Source organism: Rhodococcus sp. IEGM 1330 (assembly GCF_033142445.1).
In the GTDB taxonomy this organism is placed as follows: domain Bacteria; phylum Actinomycetota; class Actinomycetes; order Mycobacteriales; family Mycobacteriaceae; genus Rhodococcoides.
The window spans coordinates 102,588-123,567 of the sequence record NZ_JAWLSB010000014.1; the positions used below are offsets into that span (position 1 = coordinate 102,588).

The window sequence follows — 20,980 nt, forward strand, 5'->3', positions numbered from 1 at the left end:
GGTTGCAGCCGATTGCAACGGTGCGATCGCCATCACATGTGACTACCCTCACTAGGGGCTCGAGACCGGCTAGTGAGTGCCGTTTCATGGGCGAAAAGCATCGGACGAAAGAGAGCTATTCGAGATGACGACCAGTACCCCCGGAACCGACGAGACCGCGGTTGCCTCCTACGCACCCTCGGCCGAGTTCTCGGCTCAGGCGAACGCCGGAGCCGAGCTCTACGCCGCCGCCGAAGAGGATCGACTCGGCTTCTGGGCCGAACAGGCTCGCCGACTCCACTGGCACACCCCGTTCACCGAGGTACTCGACTGGTCCGACGCCCCCGTCGCCAAGTGGTTCGCCGACGGCGAGCTCAACGTCGCCTACAACTGCGTCGACCGCCACGTCCTCGACGGCCACGGCGACCAAGTCGCCATCCACTGGGAAGGCGAGCCCGGCGACAGCCGCGACGTTACCTACTCCGATCTGCTCGCCGACGTCAGCCAGGCCGCCAACACCCTGACCGAACTCGGCCTCGTCTCCGGCGACCGCGTCGCGATCTACATGCCCATGATCCCCGAGGCCATCGTCTCGATCCTCGCGTGCGCTCGCCTCGGCCTCACCCACTCGGTCGTCTTCGCCGGCTTCTCCGCCACCGCACTGCGCTCACGCATCGACGACGCCGAAGCCAAGCTCGTCATCACCACCGACGGCCAGTGGCGACGCGGCAAGCCCGCTCCCATCAAGGACACCGTCGACGAGGCCGTCGACGGGGCAGCCTCGATCGAACACGTGCTGGTCGTCAAGCGCACCGACTCCGACGTCGCCTGGACCGACGGACGCGACCTCTGGTGGCACGAGACCGTCGCCACGGCGTCGAAAGAGCATGAGGCGCAGCCGTTCCCGGCCGAGCACCCCCTGTTCATCCTCTACACCTCCGGTACGACGGGTAAGCCCAAGGGCATCATCCATACCTCCGGCGGCTACCTGACGCAGACCTCGTACACCCACCACAACGTCTTCGACCACAAGCCCGGCACGGACGTCTACTGGTGCACCGCCGACATCGGCTGGGTCACCGGGCACTCCTACATCGTCTACGGCCCGCTCTCGAACCGCGCAACGCAGGTCGTCTACGAGGGCACCCCCAATTCGCCCGACGAGCACCGGCACTGGAACGTCATCGAGAAGTACAAGGTCTCGATCTACTACACCTCCCCCACCCTCGTGCGCACATTCATGAAGTGGGGCAAGGAGATTCCCGAGGCCCACGACCTCAGCTCGATCCGCCTGCTCGGTTCCGTCGGCGAGCCGATCAACCCCGAGGCGTGGCGCTGGTTCCGCGACGTCGTCGGCGGCGGAACCGCACCGATCGTCGACACCTGGTGGCAGACCGAAACCGGCGCGATCATGATCTCCCCACTGCCCGGCGTCACCTCCACCAAGCCGGGCTCCGCGATGACCCCGCTGCCGGGAATCTCCGCCAAGATCGTCGACGACGACGCCAAGCCCCTGGGCAACGGCGGCAACGGATATCTCGTCCTGTCCGAGCCGTGGCCGGCGATGCTGCGCGGTATCTGGGGCGACATGGAGCGATACAAGGACACCTACTGGTCCCGCTACGCCGAGGAAGGCTGGTACTTCGCCGGCGACGGCGCCAAGTACGACGAGGACGGTGCCCTGTGGGTCCTCGGCCGCGTCGACGACGTCATGAACGTCTCCGGCCACCGCATCTCGACCTCCGAGGTCGAATCGGCGCTCGTCAGCCACCACGGTGTCGCCGAAGCCGCCGTCGTCGGTGCGGCCGACGAGACCACCGGTCAGGGCATCGTCGCGTTCGTCATCCTCCGTGCAGGCGTGGAGAACACCGGTGACGCCTTGATCGCCGAACTCAAAGCTCAGGTGTCGAAGGAGATTTCACCGATCGCCCGGCCGCGGGAGATCTCCATCGTGCCCGAGCTGCCGAAGACCCGCTCTGGCAAGATCATGCGTCGCCTGTTGCGCGACGTGGCCGAGGGCCGCGAACTCGGCGACGTCTCCACCCTCGTCGACCCGAAGGTATTCGAGGCGATCAAAAAAGGTCGGTAAGCGCTTCGCGCATGTGCGCGGAACTTCGTAGCAGAGGTCGAAGTTCCGCGCACATGCGGCGCAGCCGCTCTGATGCTCACCCGGTCAGATCGAACACCGTGTAGTCGCCGATGCTTCTGGGTGTGAAGGTCGCGGCCACCCAATCCCCTATCGCCGACGATCTGGCCTTGCCCGTGCCGGCGAGGAAGTAATGGATCTTTCCAGCGGCCACGTCGGCCTCGAATTGGTCGAGTGTGGGCGACGGATCGGTTCCGGAGAATCCCCCCACCGGCATCACCGGGTCGTCGGTCGCGAGCTGTAGGACCGCTGCGGCGTCGGATCCGATCGTCGCTGCCACCCAGGTGTAGTGCTGCGCGTTGGATTCGAGCAGTCCGGTCAGCTGGCCGTCCGGTGCCTGGGCAGTGAATAGTGCCGAGTGCCCGGCACTGTCGTCGTGCACTGCGTTTCTGGACTCTGCGGCCTCGGATGGAATCGTGGGGCCTGCCGATGGGCCACCCCCACTGTGCGGGGTGACGACGGTGTCGGCGACGTACGCCACCGGGCCGGCCAGAGCGACCGCAATTGCCACCGCTCCCAGTGCAATCGAGACAGTTCGGGACATCCGGACCACGAGGGCGAGAGCCACAACGATCCCGACTCCCAGCACGACCCAGCGGAGCCACGGCACGAAATCGGGAGTGCGAGCGAGAAAGACGAACGACGTTGCCGTGGTGACGGCCGAAGCAAGCGCGAGAATCGAACGGCACCAAGTCTTCTCGCGTCGCACCCACAGTTCATGCAGAGCAGCTCCGACGATGGCGGCGATAGCCGGCGCGATCACGATCGTGTAGTAGGAGTGGAAGGTGCCCGACATGAAGCTGAACACCAGCGAGCACCCGACGAGCCACAATCCCCACATCACGTACCACGCGCGCCGGAAGTCCCGTCGGGGTGCTCTGCCGCGCAACACAATTCCCACCAGAGCAAGCACGAGCGCAGCCGGTATCAGCCACGAGATCTGACCACCCTGTGCGGCCGCGAACATGCGGGTGATGCCCGTCTGCGCACCGTGCCCGCCCGCCTGCACCACATCACCGGCATCGGATGCCGCACTGCTTCCGTGTTCGTTGCCCGTCAATCGACCAAGGCCGTTGTAGCCGAATGCCAGGTCCAGAATGCTGTCGGTCTTCGACCCACCGACCCACGGCCGGTCGGCAGCGGGAACGAGCTGCACGATCGCGACCCACCATCCGGCGGTCACGAGCACCGCGGCACCGGCCGCCAGCAACTGCCGCAGTCGGGTTCCAAGCTTCGGCGGACCGAACGCCGCGTACGCCACGGCAAGAGCTGGAACGACGAGGAACGCCTGCAGTTGCTTCGTCAGAAACCCCAGGCCGACAACAGCTCCGGTGAGCACCAGCCAGCGAGTGCGCCCGTCCTCGAGCGCGCGAAGCATCGCCCACGCTGCTCCCAACAATGTGAGGGTGAGGAGAGCATCGGGGTTGTCGTAGCGGAACATCAGCGCGAAGGTCGGCGTCGTCGCCAAGACCGCGCCGGCAATCAACGCTGCCCCGTATCCGAATCGACGGGCGACGATCGCGTACATGATTCCCACACTCAGCACAGCCATGAGCACCTGCGGCAACAACAGCGACCACGAGTTGAGGCCGAAGATGCGAACCGAGAGCTCCATGACCCACAGCGATGCAGGCGGCTTGTCCACCGTGATGGAGTTCGCGGCGTCGGACGAACCGAAGAGGAAGGCCTTCCAGCTCACCGACCCGGCTTGAACGGCGGCCGCATAGAAGGAATTGCCCCAGCGCTCACGGTCGAGATCGAGGGCGTACACACCTGCGGTCGCGACGAGAAGGGCGGCGAGAGTGGGCATTGCCCAGCGCGAGCGATGTCGCGTTCGAGGACGGTCACAGTCGATCACTGTTGCCCTCGATCCTGAGGATGTGCGATCAACTTCCTGACAATCGACCGTCAATCGCCACAGCCACCCGAAGAATGTCCGAATTGTCTGCACTGCAACGACGTGAAGAAACTACATGTGAGCGGAACTTCGTAGCCCACTACGAAGTTCCGCGCACATGCGGCGCAGCCGCTCTACACGCTGTCGAGCGACTGGTCTCGCGTTTCCTTCATGATGATCAACGCGATCAGCGTCAACGCTGCAGCGATGGCGAGGTAGACGCCCACCCAGCCGACGCCGTAGCTGCTGACCAGCCAGGTCGCGATGAACGGGGCCACTGCGGCACCGAGGATCGACGCGGTGTTGTACGAGATCCCCGAACCTGTGTAGCGCACGTTCGTCGGAAACAGTTCGGGCAGAACGGCACTCATCGGTCCGAAGGTCAGGCCCATCAGGCCGAGACCCACGCACATGAACACCAGCATCTTGCCTGCCGACGCGGACGACGGGTCTGCGAACCAGTGGAACGACAGACCGAACAGCACGATCGCCGCGGTGATGACGATGAGCGTGGGGCGGCGGCCGTACTTGTCGGCCAGCAGTCCGGCTACCGGGATCAGTGCCGCGAAGAACAGCACGGCGATCAGCTGCAGTTCCAGGAAGTCGGTGTACGGGATGGCGAGCTTGGGGCCGTTGACGTCGGAGACCTTGCCCGTTCCGTAGCTGACCACCCACGTGGTCATGATGTAGAAGAGCGTGTAGGTGGCGAGCATGACGAACGTGCCGATGATCAGCTGACGCCAGCTGGTCTTGAACACCTCGGCCAGAGGTGTCTTGACCTTCTGGCCACGCTCGACTGCCAGCTTGAACACCGGTGTCTCCTCCAGCTTGAGCCGGACGTACAGGCCGATGATGACCATGATCGCGCTGAGCAGGAACGGAATTCGCCAGCCCCACGTGAGGAACGCGTGGTCGGTGCCGGAGTTCGCGGAATCGTAGCCGGTCGCGATGACGATGAGCAGGAAGATGCCGTTGGCGAAGAAGAAGCCGATCGGTGCGCCGAGCTGCGGGTACATCGCCGCCCAGGCCCGCTTGCCCGGCTTGGCGGTTTCGGTGGCCAGCAACGCCGCTCCACTCCACTCACCTCCGAGACCGACGCCCTGGGTGAAGCGCATGATCGCCAGCAGAGCCGGAGCCCACAGGCCGACCGCGGCGTACGTCGGCAACAGTCCGATCGCGAACGTCGCGACACCCATCGTCAGCAGGGACCCGACGAGGGTCGCCTTGCGTCCGATGCGATCACCGAAGTGGCCGAACAGAATCGAGCCGATGGGTCGCGCGACGAACGCCAAACCGAACGTCGCGAACGACGCCAGCAGCGCGGTCGTGTCGTTGCCGGCCGGGAAGAACAGACGCGGGAACACGAGCACTGCGGCGGTGGCATAGATGTAGAAGTCGAAGAACTCGATGGACGTGCCGACCATCGAGGCGATCACGATGCGCGACCGCGGCACCTGAGGTGCGGGAATTGCGCCGTCGGCGGCGACGGCGTGTGCTGAACTCACAAATGCTCCTGAAGGGGGAAGTTCCCTGCAAATTACCTGATGAACACCTGAGAATTTCACGCCCGGGCGGCGTTCGTTGCCCGTTTGTGCAACATTCCCGTGTTTGCCCATCGGGACGACGCGGTAACCAGCCCCGGGTCGAGCGTCGCCAGCCTGCCGCGAAACAGTTAATCTGCTACCTAGGCACTACTGTCGATACGATCCGCACAACACGAGCAGAGCGATTACAAGGGGTCGAGAGTTGAGCGTCAGCAATGACAAGGGATACGGCAACGGCGTCCCGAACACGATTTCGTCGATACCTCTGACCGATGTCGATGCCCGCACCCCTGGTAGCGCCAGCATCGGAAATCTCGTCAAGGACGCCACCACTCAGGTCTCGACGCTCGTGCGCGCCGAAGTCGCCCTCGCCAAGGCCGAGGTCACCGGCGAGGTCAAGAAGGGCCTGCAGGGCAGCGTCTTCTTCATCATCGCGTTGACGGTGTTGCTGTTCAGCACCTTTTTCTTCTTCTTCTTCGCCGCTGAACTGCTCGACGTGTGGCTCTACCGTTGGGCCGCATTCCTCATCGTGTTCGCATTCATGGTGTTGGCCGCGGCGCTGTTCGGATTCCTCGGCTACCGCAGGGTCAAGAAGCTGCGCAAGCCCGAGAAGACCATCGACTCGCTCAAGCAGGCGTCGACGGTGCTGCCGAACCAGCACGAGTCCATCCCCGGAGTTCCCGGCTACAAGAAGTAGTAGCCCGGCGAATCGAGCAGTATGAATCAGCCCGATCCGTCCACGGTCCGATATCCGGGACAGTGGATCCATCGCGACATCCACGCCAACGGAATCCGGTTCCACATCGTGGAGGTCGGCGAACACGCACCGGACGCACCGCTGGTGGTTCTGCTGCACGGCTTCGCCGACTTCTGGTACTCGTGGCGACACCAACTCGAGGCGCTCGCGCAGTCGGGTGTTCGCGCCATCGCCGTCGACCTGCGCGGATACGGTGACTCCGACAAGCCTCCACGCGGATACGACGGGTGGACCCTGGCCGGCGACATCGTCGGGCTGGTTCGCGCGCTGGGGTACCCGCACGCCACCTTCGTCGGCCACGCCGACGGCGGTCTCGTCTGCTGGGCCAGTGTTGCGCTCCACCCCCGCTTGGTGCATTCGATGGTGCTGATCAACGCCCCGCACCCCATCTCTCTGCGACGAGCCGTGTTGAAGGATTCGGCACAGCGCGCCGCGCTGCTACCGCACTTCGTTCGCTACCAGGTTCCGCTGCGCCCCGAGAGACTACTGACGCGCCGAGGCGGTGCCGCGGTGACCGAGTTGATGAGCAACCGCGCCGGGCCCGAGTGGAAGAGGACCGAGGACTACGCGGACACCGCAGCCAAGATGAGTTCGGCCATCAGAATTCCCGGTGCTGCACACTGCGCACTCGAATATCAGCGCTGGGCGTTCCGCAGCCAGTTCCGTGCCGAGGGTCGCCGCTTCATGGACGCCGTGGACGTACGCACCTCGATTCCCGTCGCGCAGATCAGCGGCGACCTGGACCCGTACGTGCTGCCCACCACCCTCGACAGAGATCGGCATTGGGCACCGGGGCTGACGCGTCGAACAGTGCGGGACGTGGGGCACTACGTGCACCAGGAAGCTCCCGACGTGGTGTCCGAGGAGATCCTGCGGGTCGTGCGCGAGAGCTAGACGATGCAGTCGCCCGTGCCCACCGGCACCGGGGCATCGAAGCTCTGCGCAAGTTCGTCCGCGATCTCCGACGCGGTCAGCACGAATCCGGTGTCGGGGTCGTCGACAGCGGCACCGAACACGACGCCGAGTACCTCACCGGACGAGTTGACCAGCGGTCCACCGGAGTTGCCCTGCCGCACCGATCCGCGGACGGTGTACACCTCACGTTGGACGGTGCCGGTGCGGTAGATGTCCGGTCCGCTGAGGTTGATGATCTCGCGGATACGCGCCGGGCTCGCCGTGTACGGTCCGCCGCCGGGGTAGCCGAGCACGATGGCGTCGGTTCCGGACTCGGCCGGCGTCGGCGCAAACGCCAGCACCGGTGCTTGCAGCTGCGGAACACGAAGCACCGCAACGTCTTCTTCCGGATCGAACAGTACGACGTCGGCGTCGAGCGGTCCGTTCGGCGAATCGACCGTCACCTCGGACGTGCCTGCGACGACGTGTGCGTTGGTCATCACCAGATCCGATCCGACGACGAATCCCGAACCCTCGAGCGCCTTCTGGCAGCTCGGCGCGATGCCGTTGATCTTGATGACGCTCGATTGCAGTTGCACCGGAATCGGTCCCGCTGCGATCCCGGAATCGGGAGCGGCGACCTCGGCGACCGGGGTGCTACCGAACGGGCCGATGACATCCGGTAGTCCGGAGGTGTCGAGCAAGGCCGAGAATTCCTTGGGCACCTGTCGCAGCCAGTCGGGTGCCACCTCGTCGACCTGGCCGAGGACCGTCGATCCGCGAACCGCACTGGCGACCTCGGGCTGCGAGGACGACGTCAGCGGGATGGCGAGCAGCCACGCAGCGGCGAGCACCGCGACGGCCTGCAACCCGGCACCGATGGTGCTGTCGACGGATCGTGCTGCGCGGGAATGGATTCCGCTACGCAATGCCCGACCGAGAACCATGCCGGCAACTTCACCGACGATCACCAACACCACGATCAACGCGATGCCGACGAACACCCGCATCCGCGAACCGTCGACGTGTTCGAGCACGTGCGGTGCCACCAGAATGCCGGCGACGGCCCCGAGAACGACACCGAGAAACGCCAGCGCCGACGCCACCGCCCCCTGTCGCCATCCCGACGTTGCCGCCAGCAGTGCGATGGCAACCACCGCGATATCGACCCACCCTGAACCTGTCACCGATCGAGCCTCGCTCCTACCGCAGTCAAGCTGGCCTCCAGATCGCGTATGTCCCCCGTGTCCCACTCGGGCTCCCAGCCCGATACAGCCAGCAGACCCGCCAGGATACCGCCCGTGAAGCCCCACACCAGCATTCCCTGCACAGCGAACGCGGGCCCCTGGTAGCCCGCCGGGTGGCGCACCTGGAATCGGTTGTCCGGATCGAGCAACTCGCGCAACGGAACTCGCACCACTCGCTCGGTCTCGCCGGGATCGACGACGCGCACCGGGGTCGGCCGCTCCCAGTACGAGAGCACCGGAACCACGTCGAAACGCGAGGGCGGAACGTAGATGCCGGGCATCGTCGCCAGTGGCACGACGCCTGCCGGGTCGAGTCCGGTTTCCTCCTGCGCCTCACGCAGTGCCGTGCCGATCGGGCCGTCGTCGCCCGGATCGGTGGCTCCGCCGGGGAAGGCGATCTGCCCGCTGTGATCTCGCAGCGTCGATGCACGCTGGGTCAGCAGGACGTCGGCGTCGGCGGGCAGTCCGCCGGGAGCGGTCGGATCGGCGGCGGCCGGGCCGCCGAACAGCACGAGTACCGCCGCTGATCGAGTTTTCTGGGCGGGCTGTGCCTGACGCTGCAGCACGGGGTTGGTGCCGGTGGTGTCGGTCAGACCGCCCGCCCTACCTGCGACGTCGAGCATCCGCCCGAGCCAGTCGGGTGCGCTCACGAGTCGACTCCGAGGTTCACGCGGACGGCGTCGGCGATGTCGTCGACGCTCCGGAAGGGTTGTGGCAGCACCTTGGCGACGGTGCCATCCGCAGATATCAAAACGGAAACGGGCAGCACGTTGGGTGCTCCCACGGCGGCGACGACGCGGCCCGCGCCGTCCTGAACTCCGGGCAGAGTGATGCCGTAGTCGGTGAGCCGAGTCAGGCCGTTGGCCTCGTTGGCGTCGTTGTGGACCGTCAGGACCTCGATCCTGTCGCCCGCTCGTTCGGCGTACTGCTGCAGGTAGGGCAGCTCTTCGGCGCAGGGTCCGCACCAGTACGCCCAGATGTTGAGTAGGGCCGGGCGGCCCGCGAGTACCTGGCCGAGGTCGACGTACGAGCCGTCGCCGATGCATTCGAGGGTGATACCGGTCAGCGGACCGGCGGCGTTGCCCGACGCCGTCGGACATGCGGCGAGACCGGCGTCCTGACGCAGCGGCGCGAGGGCCTCGGGGGTGTCGACTGCTCGACGCTCGTCGGTGCCCGGTGCTCGCTGCCCGAGGCCTGGAGAGTCCGCGCGCTGCGCTGCCGGTGCGGTGTCGCTGCGGGGCCACAGCGCGTAGACCATCCCGACCACCAGGATCAGAGCGACCAGTGACCAGCGCAGAGCAGACTTGTTCACGGCACGATTCCGGCGAGAGCGAGGAGGTGATCGGTTTCCGGGCCCTTCACCAATGCAGCCGCGGCGGCGGGGTCGGTCGGACCGGTCCCGAAGGAGGGGCAGTCCTTGGCGAGGACGCACACCCCACATGCGGGTGTACGAGCGTGGCAGACGCGTCGACCGTGAAAGATGACTCGATGCGAGAGCAGCGTCCACTCCTTGCGTTCGATGAGTGCGCCGACGGCGTGCTCGACCTTGACCGGGTCCTGCTCCTCGGTCCACTGCCAGCGCCGTACGAGCCGTCCGAAATGGGTGTCGACGGTGATTCCCGGAACATCGAAGGCATTGCCGAGAACCACGTTGGCCGTCTTGCGGCCGATCCCGGGAAGCGTGACGAGATCCTTCAACGTCGCGGGCACCTCGCCGTCGAAGTTCTCCAGCAGCTTCTGTCCGAGCCCGATCAGCGAGTTCGCCTTGTTGCGGTAGAACCCCGTGGTGCGGATGTACTCCTCGAGCTCGGTGCGGTCGGCCTCGGCGTAGTCGCGGGCTGTGCGGTATTTCACGAACAGTGCCGGGGTGACCATGTTGACGCGCTTGTCGGTGCACTGCGCGGACAGGATGGTCGCGACGGCGAGTTCGAGGGGCGTGGTGAAGTCCAGTTCGCAGTACACGTGCGGAAAGGCAACCCCGAGCGTCCGGTTCATCCGACGAGCTCGACGCACGAGCCCTAGGTGCGTCTCCTCGCGTTTGCGCACGTCGGGGCGTTTCGGAGCTGTCGAATCCACTCCACAACTGTACGGACAAGAATGCGTAACGAACTACGCGACCGCAGCGGACCGTGTTTGTATCGAGATCTTTTCGGTGTTAACTGGCCGGTATGCAAGGACTCGCCGTGGTGCTCTTTCCGGTACTACTCATGCTCTTCGCACTCGCGATGGAACGCGTCGAGTTCCGGCTCAGCAAGCTCGGCGTCCGAGAGCAGGAAGTGCAGGAGTTTCTCGATCAGGCGAGTACGTCCGAGGTCGCCACTCTGGCGAACGAGGGCTTCCCGCACGCGTTGGCCCGATTCAACACTCGCAAGCGCCGCCAGACCCCGCCGCGGACCGTCGACACGCGCGACGGCATGGTCGACCAACGAGCAAGCTGAGCGCACGTTTCGTCCCGTTGGTCGTAATTTCGATGAATTTCGGGTGAACGGGAACACACGCCCGAGACCTCTGGCAACCTGTGGTGGCGTCGATCACTCGGTTTCCACCGACTCGAAGTAGACTCCCCTGAGGTAATTGTTGTGTTTGATCATCGGATCGGCGTCGACGCCTGAACTGCACCGCAGTTCGATGCATGGCACGAACTGAGTACAAACGCTTTCGGTGGTGCGGGTTGCCGCGTCACCGACATCCCAAAAGGAGCGCAAGTGGACGACGTCCTGGCACGGGCCGGCATCTTCCAAGGAGTCGAACCCTCTGCGGTTGCGGCACTGACGAAGCAGCTGCAGCCTGTCGATTTCCCCCGTGGACACGTGGTGTTCAACGAGGGTGAGCCCGGAGACCGGCTCTACATCATCGTTTCCGGCAAGATCAAGCTCGGGCGACGCTCCCCCGACGGCCGCGAGAACCTGCTGACGATCATGGGACCGTCGGACATGTTCGGTGAGCTGTCCATCTTCGACCCCGGCCCCCGCACGTCCTCGGCCACCACGGTCACCGAGGTACGCGCGGTCAGCATGGACCGAGCTGCACTCAAGGACTGGATAGACCAGCGCCCCGAGATCGCCGAGCAGCTGCTGCGCGTACTGGCCCGCCGGTTGCGTCGCACGAACAACAACCTGGCCGACCTCATCTTCACCGACGTTCCCGGACGCGTCGCGAAGGCATTGCTGCAGCTCGCCCAGCGATTCGGCACCCAGGAAGCGGGCTCGCTGCGCGTGACCCACGACCTGACGCAGGAAGAGATCGCTCAGCTCGTCGGTGCCTCTCGCGAGACCGTCAACAAGGCACTTGCCGACTTCGCGCATCGCGGATGGCTGCGCCTCGAAGGCAAGTCCGTGCTGATCTCGGACTCCGAACGTCTGGCACGCCGAGCTCGCTAGCTCTCGCGGAGGTAGGCCAGCTGCGTCTTGACCGACATCCGCGCAGCCGGCCACAACTTCTTGTCCACGTCCGCATAGACGTGCCGAACCACCTGCATCGGTTTCGCGTTCTCGCCGAGCTCGGCGAGCGCCGAGCGAACCTGATCCAGCCGCTGCCGACGGTGGACGCGATACGCTCGCGCCACCTCGGCGGTGTCCGGCAACTCCGGCCCGTGACCGGGAAGCACGGTCTTCCCCGCACCGGCCGCTTCGAGCCGGTCCAACGACTGCAGATAATCCGCAAGCGAACCGTCCTTCGGATCGAGCACAGTGGTGCCGCGGCCGAGGACGGTATCACCCGTCAGGATCGCGTCGTCCAGCACGAAACTCACCGAATCCGCGGTGTGACCGGGCGTGTGCAGAACCTCGATCCGAAGCCCGGCGGCCTCGATGACCTCGCCGTCGACCAGGCTGACGCCGTCCCCGTGCAGGAACTTCTCCCCGACCGCGCGCACCGGGGCCGCCGTCTTTCGGTGAAAACGCTTCAGCCCACCGGTGTGATCGGCGTGGCGGTGGGTCACGAGGGTCAGCACCACCGTGCCCGACGCGGCGACGGCGTCGAGATGGGCTCGGTCCTTGGGCCCCGGATCGACGACGATGCACTCGTCGGACCCCGGTGCCTGCAGAATCCAGGTGTTCGTTCCGTCGAGCGTCATCTTCCCCGGGTTGTCGGCGAGCAGAACCACCGCGGTTGGCGTCACCTGCCGGAGTAGTCCGTACGCGGGATGCTGGGGGTTCGAGACGGCCATTGAAATACTGTAGGTCGCCGGCCGCAGGCGGTGTCCACGAGGACTACCGTCGACACCCATGAAGATCGGACTCGTCGGAGCGGGCCCCTGGGCTCGCAAGACTCAAGCCCCCTCGTTGCTCGCTCATCCCGCCGTCGACTTCGCCGGAGTCTGGGCCCGACGGCCCGAGGCGGCGAACGAGATGGGGGCACCGGTCTTCGAGTCCTTCGAAGCCATGCTCGACGCGGTCGACACGGTGGCCTTCGCTGTACCGCCGGCGGTACAGGCCGGATACGCGCTCCGCGCGGTACAGGCAGGCAAACATGTGTTGTTGGACAAGCCGATTGCCGCAACAGTGGCCGAGGCCGAGGAACTGGCCTCGGCAGTGACGTCCGCAGGCGTGCGCTCGATGGTGACGCTGACTCTCCGGTTCGCCCCGGAGACAAGGCAATTCCTCGACGCGGCAGCCGGGCGACCGTGGGCAGCGGGCTCGGGAACCTGGTTCTCCGGTGCCGTCCTCGGCGGGGCGTACGCGAACTCGCGGTGGCGACACGACGACGGGGCGATCCTCGACATCGGGCCACACGTGTTCGACCTACTCGACGCCGCACTGGGAACCATTGCACGCGTTGCCTATTCACACCGCGAGGTGGCGTCGGACAGTTGGACCGTGGTGCTCGAGCACGAAGGCGGAGCCCGCAGCACAGTGCACTTGTCACTGCGGACGCCGATCATGCCGTCCCTGATGCGCATCGAGCTGAGCGGCACCGACGGCATCGCCACGCTCACCGACCGATCGACCTCGTCGACCGACTGCTTCGCCGTCCTGCTGGACGAATTCCTCGAGTCGGTCGACAAAGGTGTCGATCACGAATGCTCGGTACACCGAGGCCTACACCTGCAGAAGCTGATCAGTGCGGCTGCGCCCCAGTGACATGTGCGGCTGCGCCCCAGTGGATGCTCCTATGAGTGTCAAGTGCGCGTCAGCGCAGTTCGACGATGAGCTCCACTTCCACCGAAGCACCGAGGGGCAGTTCGGCCACACCCACAGCCGAGCGCGCATGCTTGCCCGCATCGCCGAAGATCTCACCGATGACGTTCGACGCCCCGTTGATCACCCCGGGCTGACCGGTGAATCCCGGTGCGGAGGCGACGAAGCCGACCGCCTTGATCACCCGGGCCACCGAATCGATTCCGACGAGCGCGTGCACGGCGGCGAGCGCGTTCAGGGCGCAGATGCGTGCCGCTGCGGTGGCGTCCTCAGCGGTGACGTCGGCACCGACCTTGCCCGTGGACGTCAGGTTTCCGTCCACGATCGGCAGCTGGCCGGAGGTGTGGACGAGCGAGCCCACCTGCACCGCCGGGACGTAGGCCGCCAGCGGCGGAACGACGTCGGGCAGCTCGATGCCCAGCTCGGACAGTCGTTCGCTCCACTTCGCCACGCGCGCTCAGGCCTTCGGGCGCTTGAAGTACGCGACCAACGTGTCGCCGCCGTTGGGTCCCGCCATGATCGTGACGAGCTCCCAGCCCTCGGAGCCGTAGTTGTCGAGAATCTGCTTGGTGGCATGAATCAGAACCGGTGCGGTGAAGTACTCCCAGATGATCTTTTCGCTCATGACTGGTGAGCCTATCGTTCGGGTCCGCCGGCGCGGTGCCGGAACTACAGTCGTCGCATGGATCGGCTCGATATCAAGGACGCCATCTATCACTTCGCGCGCGACCGCGGTGATTCTCGAGACCAGTTCTCCCTGACCGCGTTCGACTCTGTCGATCGCCCCGCGCCCTCGTTCGACGAGGTCGTCGCGCACGTGGAAGCCCGCGCACCCCTCGTTCCCGGCCTGGGACTGCGGCTACGGGAGGCACCGCTGAATCTGGACTATCCGCGATGGGTACCCGATACGTCCCCGCTGGCCGAACGCATGTCCGATCACGATCTCGGAGGTGCGTCCTGGGCCGATTTCGAGACCTTGATGGGCGACCTGCTCCGCACCCGTCTCGATCTCAGAGAACACTCCTGGCACCTGCACGTGGTGCGTGGAATCGGTTCTGCTCCGCTGATGCAGGGTGCGGTCACGGTGGCGATACTGCAGGTCGGGCACGCCCTGACCGATGGGCTGGGCGTATCGAGGATGGTTCGCGCACTGTTCGAGCCACTGTCCACGTCAGGTGCGGCACCGTCTCCGGAGGCCACTCCCGAGCGGGCGAACCCCGTCGTCGGCGTTCTCGGTGCGGTGGTCCGAGCACCGGTGGATCTCGTTCGATCGCGGTGGGAGGCCCGTCGAGCGATTCGCGCCTACCGGGGGACTCCGACCGGCCCGCCGTCGGTGCCCGCCACGTCGCTGAACCGGGCCGTGGGGCCGTATCGAGTCGTCCGCATAGTGCCGATGCAGATGACGGAAGTCCGCGCGGGTGCCGCGTCGGTGACGGTATCCGCTCTCTGCGCCGTCGGCTCGTGCCTCGATCGGTATCTCGGCGACGGCCATAAGACTCTGTCCGAGACCGGAGGCACCGTTACGGCGTTCGTACCGATGGCCCTACCTCGCGATGTCGAGTGGCCGGCAGCGAATCGAGCGGTGGTCGGAACAGTCGATCTCCACGTCGGCGAACCCGATGTTCAGAAGCGGGCCGAGCTGATCACTCGGTCGCTGGCAGTCGAACGTGCCAGAGTGACGGCTGCGCCACTGCTTCGCGTCGCGCGTGCGGACGAGCGGGTGCCCGCTCCGATCGTCCGATTCGTGCAAGGACGTCGATTCCGAAAACATGACCGCTCACCGTCGCGCGTCGGTGCTCAGACAACCGTGGTCAGTGTCGACCGTGGCCGCGCGGACCTCGAGCTGTGTGGTGCCGTCGCGCGTTTCTCGGCAGGCTTTCCGTTCCTCGAAGACGGCCGGTGTCTCAACCACGGAATTTTCGGCCTCGGCAATGTACTGACGATCGCGATGCTCGCCTGTCCCGACGCAGTTCCGGATCTCGACGCGTACACACAGGGATTGGTCGACCGACTCCGCCGACACTCGGGGCACAGTTAGAGACTTCGGTCGGACTCCCGGAGACGACCTCTATATGGTCGGGGTGTGGGCATAGCGAACGAAGAGGGATGGCCGGCGAAGGCAGATGCCGCGCGGCTGCATTTCGTATCCGGTAAGGGCGGGACCGGCAAGACGACGGTCGCTGCCGCATTGGCCTTGGCGCTCGCGGCGGGCGGTCGACGGGTGTTGCTGGTCGAGGTCGAAGGCAGACAGGGCATCGCGCAGCTCTTCGACGTGCCGCAGCTTCCGCCGCAGGAGACGCGCGTCGCCTCGGCGGACGGCGGCGGCGAGGTCTACGCACTGGCCATCGACATCGAGACCGCGTTCCTCGAATACCTCGAGATGTTCTACAACCTCGGCTTCGCCGGCCGCGCCATGCGCAAGATCGGTGCCATCGAGTTCGCGACGACCATCGCACCCGGTCTGCGCGATGTGCTGCTGACCGGCAAGGTCAAGGAATGTGTTGTGCGGACCGACAAGAAGGGCAACCGCATCTACGACGAGATCGTCGTCGACTCGCCTCCGACCGGCCGCATCGGAAACTTCCTGGACGTCACCAAGGCCATGGCCGACCTGGCCAAAGGCGGACCGGTTCGTTCACAGAGCGAGGGCGTGGTGCGGTTGCTGCACTCGGCCGACACCGTCGTGCACCTGGTGACGCTGCTCGAGGCGCTGCCGGTCCAGGAGACGGCCGACGCGGTGAAAGAGCTCGAGGCGGCAGATCTTCGACTCGGCACGGTCATCGTCAATCGCACCGAACCGACGTACCTGCCGGCCGAGTCCCTCGACGCCATCGCCGGGGGCGAGATCGATGCCGTCGCCATTCAGGACGGTCTCGCCAAGACCGGAATCACGCTCTCCGAGGCGGACTTCGCGGGGCTGCTCACCGAATCGATCGAGCACGCGGCGACGCTCTCGGCTCAGGTGGAGAGCGCAACCACGCTCGACGAACTCGACGTCGCGCGGATGTCGCTGCCGATGTTGGCGGACGGTGTCGATCTCGGCGGCTTGTACGAGCTCGCCGCCAAGCTTGCAGAACAGGGTGTCCGATGACTCGACCAGTAGCAACCGAACTCGATGTCGACCGCATTCTGACCGATCCCACCTCGCGGATCGTCGTCGTCTGCGGGGCGGGCGGCGTCGGTAAGACGACCACCGCAGCAGCGATGGCGCTGCGCGCTGCCGAGCAAGGCAGGCGCGTGGTGGTGCTGACGATCGATCCGGCGCGCCGCCTGGCTCAGGCCCTCGGTCTCGGCGATCTCGACAACAGCCCGCAGCCGGTGAAGTTGGGTGCCGGCGCCAAGGGTGAACTGCACGCGATGATGCTGAACATGCGACGCACGTTCGACGAGATGGTCATCGAGCACTCGACGCCGGAGAAGGCCGAGCAGGTGCTGGCCAATCCGTTCTATCAGACTGTGGCGTCGTCGTTTTCGGGCACGCAGGAGTACATGGCGATGGAGAAGTTGGGGCAGTTGTCCCTGGACCCGTCGTGGGATCTGATCGTGGTGGACACTCCCCCGTCGCGCAATGCACTGGACTTCCTCGATGCGCCGCAGCGACTCGGCTCGTTCCTCGACGGCCGATTCATCCGGCTGCTCACCGCTCCCGGTCGCGGCATCACCCGCGTGGTCACCAGCGCGATGAGCTTGGCCATGCGCGGTGTCTCCACGGTGATCGGTAGCCAAATGCTTTCCGACGCATCATCTTTCGTTCAATCGCTGGATTCGATGTTCGGCGGTTTCCGTGAGCGGGCGACGCGTACCTACCAGTTGCTACGCGAGGACGGCACCAGCTTCCTCGTCGTCGCTGCCGCAGAACCCGACGCGCTGCGCGAGGCAGCGTTCTTCGTGGAGCGATTGTCTGCGGAGAAGATGCCGCTGGCCGGCTTGGTGGTGAACCGGACTCACCCGACGTTGTCGACGGTGCAAGCCGATCACGCCGCGACGGCCGCCGATCTGCTCGATCGAATCGACGACCCCGGCGCGGATCTGACCGCCGCCGTCCTCCGGATCCACGCCCAGCGTGCCGTCACGGCAGCGCGGGAGGTGCGGTTGCTTCGACGCTTCACCGGTGCGCACCCTCGGGTGCCCATCGTCGGTGTTCCGTCGCTGCCGTTCGAGGTCTCCGACCTCGCCGCGCTGCGCGCAGTGGCCGATCAGCTGACCCGCAAGGGCTAGATCCGCCGTACCCGCAAGGGCTGGATCCACCGTGCCCGGCAGGGCTGGATCCGCCGCACCCGGCAGGGGGCTAGATAGCTGCTTGCTGCTGGCGCTGGGTCTCGAAGAACTCGGACCAGGAGTCGACCTCGGGGTGCTGCTTGAGCAGCGCCCTGCGCTGGCGTTCCGTCATGCCGCCCCAGACACCGAACTCGACTCGGTTGTCGAGTGCATCCGCACCGCACTGCATCAGCACCGGGCAGTGCCGGCAGATGGTTGCAGCCTTGCGCTGTGCTGCACCCCGGACGAAGAGCTGGTCCGGGTCAGTGCCCTTGCAACGGGCGTGCGACACCCAGGCGATGCGTGCTTCTGCTTCTTCTACATCGAGTCGCGTCGGCGCGGTTGTCGTGTGCATGCGGATACCCCTTTGCGTTGCGGACGTCCTCGCTGGACGTCCCGGAGGCTCGAAGCGGTTTGTACCTCGTCAGGCGAAGCACAAATTCTAGGAGCTGCCCCACATTCATTATCAAGTGTTATGCGAATCACACCGTGCTCATAATTTAGGTAAAGCGAGCCCCGAATGCAAGACGGCGGGGTCACATTTCTGGTACGGCCGTCCCGAGCAGGGGCGCAGCACACAGCGCATGCAGGCCTCTGCCGGTCCGAGCGGCACCCACGTACGCTGTGCTCTGTGTCAGTTGGAAAAACCGTGGCGAAGCTCGCCGGATGTTCAGCACTCGCCGGTGCATTGCTCGCCGGCGTGATGTTCCCCTTGGCCGGTGGGTTCGGGTATGCCTCCAACCGCGCCGCCGATACCGTCGACAATGTCTCGGCCGAGTTGGTCGAAGGCGCAGTGCCTGCCGTCTCGACGATGACGGACGTCAACGGCACGCCTATCGCCTGGCTGTACGAGCAGCGCCGATTCGAGGTGCCGAGCGACCAGATCTCCAACGAGATGAAGCTCGCCATCGTCTCGATCGAGGATCGCCGCTTCGCCGAGCACCAGGGCGTGGATTGGCAGGGCACGCTCCGAGCGTTCCTGACCAACACCACCAGCGGGCAGGTGCAGCAGGGCGCATCCACCATCGATCAGCAGTACGTGAAGAACTATCAGTTGCTCGTGGTGGCCAAGACCGATGCCGAACGCCGCGCGGCCATCGAGACGACGCCCGCTCGCAAGATCCGCGAGATCCGGATGGCGTTGACGCTCGACAAGGAACTGACCAAGGACGAGATCCTCACCCGGTACCTCAACCTGGTGCCGTTCGGCAACGCATCCTTCGGCATCCAGGACGCGGCCCAGACCTACTTCGGCATCGACGCCAGCCAGCTCAGCGCCGTTCAGGCCGCGATGCTCGCCGGCATGGTGCAGTCCAGCTCGGCACTCAACCCGTACACCAACGAGGAGGGCGTGCTCGAGCGCCGGAACACCGTGATCGACACGATGATCCAGAACCTCCCCGAACGCGCCGACGAGCTCGCCGCCCTCAAGTCCGAGCCACTCGGTGTGCTGCCCGTTCCGCAGACCTTGCCTCGCGGCTGCATCGCGGCAGGCGACCGCGGCTTCTTCTGCGACTACGCATTGCAGTACCTCGCGGACGCCGGCATCAGCCAGGAGCAGATCGACAAGGGCGGATACCTCATCCGTACGACGCTCGACCCCGCGGTGCAGAATTCCACCAAGGCCGCTCTGGTCAGCAACACCAGCCCCTCGCTCGACGGTGTCGCCACCGTCATGAACGTCGTCGCACCGGGCCAGGACCAGCACCGGGTGCTCGCGATGGGAAGCAGCCGCACGTACGGCCTCAATGCCGACGACGACGAAACGGTGCAGCCACAACCGCACTCGTTGGTCGGCAACGGAGCAGGCTCCATCTTCAAGGTCTTCACCACCGCTGCGGCCATGGAGCGCGGACTGGGCACCAGCGCAATCCTGCAGGTTCCTCGTCGCGTCGAGGTCAAGGGCGTCGGCGACGGCGGTGCCCGCAACTGCCCCGCGTCCACGTACTGCGTGGAGAACGCGGGCAACTACCCACCCGCGCTGTCCATCACCGATGCGCTGGCTCAGTCCCCCAACACTGCGTTCGTCAAGCTGATCGAGTCGGTGGGCGTCACGCCGACGGTCGATATGGCCGTTCGCCTCGGTTTGCGCTCGTACACCGACCCGGGTTCGTCGGGCACGGAGCAGTCGATGGCCGATTTCCAGAAGAGTCAGAACCTCGGCTCGTTCACCCTCGGACCCGCCTGGGTGAACCCGCTCGAACTCTCCAACGTGGCGGCCACGCTGGCGTCCGGTGGTAAATGGTGCCCGCCCACCCCGATCGACTCGATCTTCGATCGCGAGGGCAAGCCCGTGCCGGTCGCGCACCAGGCGTGCGAGCAGGTCGTCGAGCCCGGTTTGGCCAACACCCTGGCCAACGCGATGAGCAAGGACGACCAGGCAGGCGGCACGTCCGCGTCCGCCGCCGGCTCGGTCGGCTGGAACCTGCCGATGTCCGGCAAGACCGGCACCACCGAGTCGAACCGATCCTCGGGATTCCTCGGGTTCACCAACAACTACGCCGCGGCCGTCTACACCTACGGCGACTCCCCGACGCCCAGCGAGATCTGCTCGTTCCCGCTCCGGCCCTGCGGTTCCGGCAACCTCTACGGTGGTAACGAGCCGGCCCGAACGTGGTTCGATGCCATGAGCCCGATCGCCACCGACTTCGGACCCGTCACGTTGCCACCCGTCGACCAGAAGTACGTCCGCGGCTCGGCCAACGGCCAGGTACCCGACGTCACCGGCCAGAGCCAGTCCTCGGCAACCGCAACCCTGCAGGGTGCGGGCTTCCAGGTGACGGTGGCCACCACGGCCGACCAGGCGGCTCGCGGCACCGTGGTGTCGACGTCGCCGTCTGGCTCGGCGGTCCCCGGATCGAACATCACGATCTACGTCAGTGACGGTTCGGTTCGACCTGCCCCGGCTCCGGCACCTGCGCTGCCGAACATCCAGATTCCGGACCTACCGCCGGGCATCCAGATCCCGGCGATCCCGGGTATCACGGTCCCCCGCTAGTGCCTGCGGCAGTGGTGCGGTTATGTGCCCAGAGGGTACGTAACCGCACAGTGATACTGGTGTGGACCGTTGATGCGTGGTCTGACTCTTAACCACACTGACGTCGATCGTTGACTGTCTTTC

Annotated in this window: 20 protein-coding genes; 10 read left to right on the forward strand and 10 right to left on the reverse strand. The window is 65.7% G+C overall.

What is annotated here, in order from left to right:
• The first annotated feature begins 124 nt into the window (after positions 1-124).
• Positions 125-2,068 carry an acetate--CoA ligase gene (acs, locus tag R4P57_RS24990; RefSeq protein WP_317805562.1) on the forward strand — a complete coding sequence of 648 codons (1,944 nt, stop codon included), beginning with the start codon at positions 125-127 and terminating at the stop codon, positions 2,066-2,068.
• Between the two features lie 76 nt (positions 2,069-2,144).
• Here acs and R4P57_RS24995 read toward each other — a convergent pair whose 3' ends face one another.
• The gene (locus R4P57_RS24995; protein ID WP_317805563.1) at positions 2,145-3,935 is read right to left on the reverse strand and encodes a glycosyltransferase family 39 protein; all 1,791 of its coding nucleotides are present in this window, start codon (positions 3,933-3,935) and stop codon (positions 2,145-2,147) included.
• A 221-nt stretch (positions 3,936-4,156) separates the two neighbouring features.
• Complete coding sequence (locus R4P57_RS25000; RefSeq protein WP_317805564.1) at positions 4,157-5,527, reverse strand: MFS transporter; 1,371 nt, start codon at positions 5,525-5,527, stop codon at positions 4,157-4,159.
• Between the two features lie 241 nt (positions 5,528-5,768).
• Between R4P57_RS25000 and R4P57_RS25005 the strand changes: the two genes are divergently transcribed.
• Both R4P57_RS25005 and R4P57_RS25010 read left to right on the forward strand, forming a co-directional pair.
• Positions 5,769-6,263 carry a phage holin family protein gene (locus tag R4P57_RS25005; protein WP_317805565.1) on the forward strand — a complete coding sequence of 165 codons (495 nt, stop codon included), beginning with the start codon at positions 5,769-5,771 and terminating at the stop codon, positions 6,261-6,263.
• 21 nt (positions 6,264-6,284) lie between these two features.
• Positions 6,285-7,217, forward strand: coding sequence for an alpha/beta hydrolase (locus R4P57_RS25010; RefSeq protein ID WP_317805566.1), 933 nt, complete (start codon positions 6,285-6,287; stop codon positions 7,215-7,217).
• On the opposite strand, the gene marP is transcribed toward R4P57_RS25010, so the two are convergent.
• From marP to nth, 4 genes are read right to left on the reverse strand one after another with little or no spacing between them, the layout of a single operon-like run.
• Positions 7,214-8,404 (reverse strand): acid resistance serine protease MarP, encoded by a 1,191-nt coding sequence (gene marP, locus R4P57_RS25015; protein ID WP_317805567.1) that lies wholly within the window; start codon positions 8,402-8,404, stop codon positions 7,214-7,216. The two genes, R4P57_RS25010 and marP, sit on opposite strands and share 4 nt — an antisense overlap.
• Entirely contained in the window at positions 8,401-9,087 is a 687-nt protein-coding gene (locus tag R4P57_RS25020; protein WP_317805575.1) for a CoA pyrophosphatase, read from the reverse strand. Before R4P57_RS25020 ends, marP begins: the two co-directional genes overlap by 4 nt.
• Before the next feature lie 23 nt (positions 9,088-9,110).
• Positions 9,111-9,722 carry a TlpA disulfide reductase family protein gene (locus R4P57_RS25025; protein ID WP_317805576.1) on the reverse strand — a complete coding sequence of 204 codons (612 nt, stop codon included), beginning with the start codon at positions 9,720-9,722 and terminating at the stop codon, positions 9,111-9,113.
• Positions 9,723-9,772: 50 nt separating this feature from the next.
• Positions 9,773-10,540 (reverse strand): endonuclease III, encoded by a 768-nt coding sequence (gene nth, locus R4P57_RS25030; RefSeq protein ID WP_411742438.1) that lies wholly within the window; start codon positions 10,538-10,540, stop codon positions 9,773-9,775.
• Positions 10,541-10,632: 92 nt separating this feature from the next.
• Between nth and R4P57_RS25035 the strand changes: the two genes are divergently transcribed.
• Positions 10,633-10,902 (forward strand): hypothetical protein, encoded by a 270-nt coding sequence (locus R4P57_RS25035; RefSeq protein WP_032395258.1) that lies wholly within the window; start codon positions 10,633-10,635, stop codon positions 10,900-10,902.
• A gap of 267 nt (positions 10,903-11,169) precedes the next feature.
• Positions 11,170-11,844 carry a Crp/Fnr family transcriptional regulator gene (locus R4P57_RS25040; RefSeq protein WP_027494494.1) on the forward strand — a complete coding sequence of 225 codons (675 nt, stop codon included), beginning with the start codon at positions 11,170-11,172 and terminating at the stop codon, positions 11,842-11,844.
• Here R4P57_RS25040 and R4P57_RS25045 read toward each other — a convergent pair.
• On the reverse strand, positions 11,841-12,632 hold the full coding sequence (locus R4P57_RS25045) for an MBL fold metallo-hydrolase (protein ID WP_317805568.1): 792 nt from the start codon (positions 12,630-12,632) through the stop codon (positions 11,841-11,843). The genes R4P57_RS25040 and R4P57_RS25045 overlap by 4 nt on opposite strands.
• A 58-nt stretch (positions 12,633-12,690) precedes the next feature.
• Between R4P57_RS25045 and R4P57_RS25050 the strand changes: the two genes are divergently transcribed.
• Positions 12,691-13,545, forward strand: coding sequence for a Gfo/Idh/MocA family oxidoreductase (locus tag R4P57_RS25050; RefSeq protein WP_317805569.1), 855 nt, complete (start codon positions 12,691-12,693; stop codon positions 13,543-13,545).
• Between the two features lie 49 nt (positions 13,546-13,594).
• On the opposite strand, the gene R4P57_RS25055 is transcribed toward R4P57_RS25050, so the two are convergent.
• Together R4P57_RS25055 and R4P57_RS25060 are read right to left on the reverse strand one after the other, a co-directional pair.
• A complete protein-coding gene (locus tag R4P57_RS25055; RefSeq protein WP_317805570.1) occupies positions 13,595-14,053 on the reverse strand; it encodes a RidA family protein in 459 nt (152 codons plus the stop codon).
• 6 nt (positions 14,054-14,059) lie between these two features.
• Positions 14,060-14,227, reverse strand: coding sequence for a DUF4177 domain-containing protein (locus R4P57_RS25060; protein WP_094609297.1), 168 nt, complete (start codon positions 14,225-14,227; stop codon positions 14,060-14,062).
• Between the two features lie 57 nt (positions 14,228-14,284).
• On the opposite strand from R4P57_RS25060, the gene R4P57_RS25065 reads away from it, so the two are divergent.
• From R4P57_RS25065 to R4P57_RS25075, 3 genes are read left to right on the forward strand one after another with little or no spacing between them, the layout of a single operon-like run.
• Positions 14,285-15,640, forward strand: coding sequence for a wax ester/triacylglycerol synthase domain-containing protein (locus tag R4P57_RS25065; protein ID WP_317805571.1), 1,356 nt, complete (start codon positions 14,285-14,287; stop codon positions 15,638-15,640).
• A 45-nt stretch (positions 15,641-15,685) separates the two neighbouring features.
• Positions 15,686-16,693, forward strand: coding sequence for an ArsA family ATPase (locus R4P57_RS25070; protein WP_317805572.1), 1,008 nt, complete (start codon positions 15,686-15,688; stop codon positions 16,691-16,693).
• Positions 16,690-17,820 (forward strand): ArsA family ATPase, encoded by a 1,131-nt coding sequence (locus tag R4P57_RS25075; RefSeq protein ID WP_317805573.1) that lies wholly within the window; start codon positions 16,690-16,692, stop codon positions 17,818-17,820. The genes R4P57_RS25070 and R4P57_RS25075 overlap by 4 nt, the downstream gene beginning before the upstream one ends.
• A gap of 70 nt (positions 17,821-17,890) precedes the next feature.
• Here the strand turns inward: R4P57_RS25075 and R4P57_RS25080 are convergent, their stop codons facing one another.
• Positions 17,891-18,214 carry a WhiB family transcriptional regulator gene (locus tag R4P57_RS25080; RefSeq protein WP_008712729.1) on the reverse strand — a complete coding sequence of 108 codons (324 nt, stop codon included), beginning with the start codon at positions 18,212-18,214 and terminating at the stop codon, positions 17,891-17,893.
• Between the two features lie 294 nt (positions 18,215-18,508).
• On the opposite strand from R4P57_RS25080, the gene R4P57_RS25085 reads away from it, so the two are divergent.
• Positions 18,509-20,857 carry a penicillin-binding protein gene (locus tag R4P57_RS25085; RefSeq protein WP_317805578.1) on the forward strand — a complete coding sequence of 783 codons (2,349 nt, stop codon included), beginning with the start codon at positions 18,509-18,511 and terminating at the stop codon, positions 20,855-20,857.
• Positions 20,858-20,980: the final 123 nt, after the last annotated feature.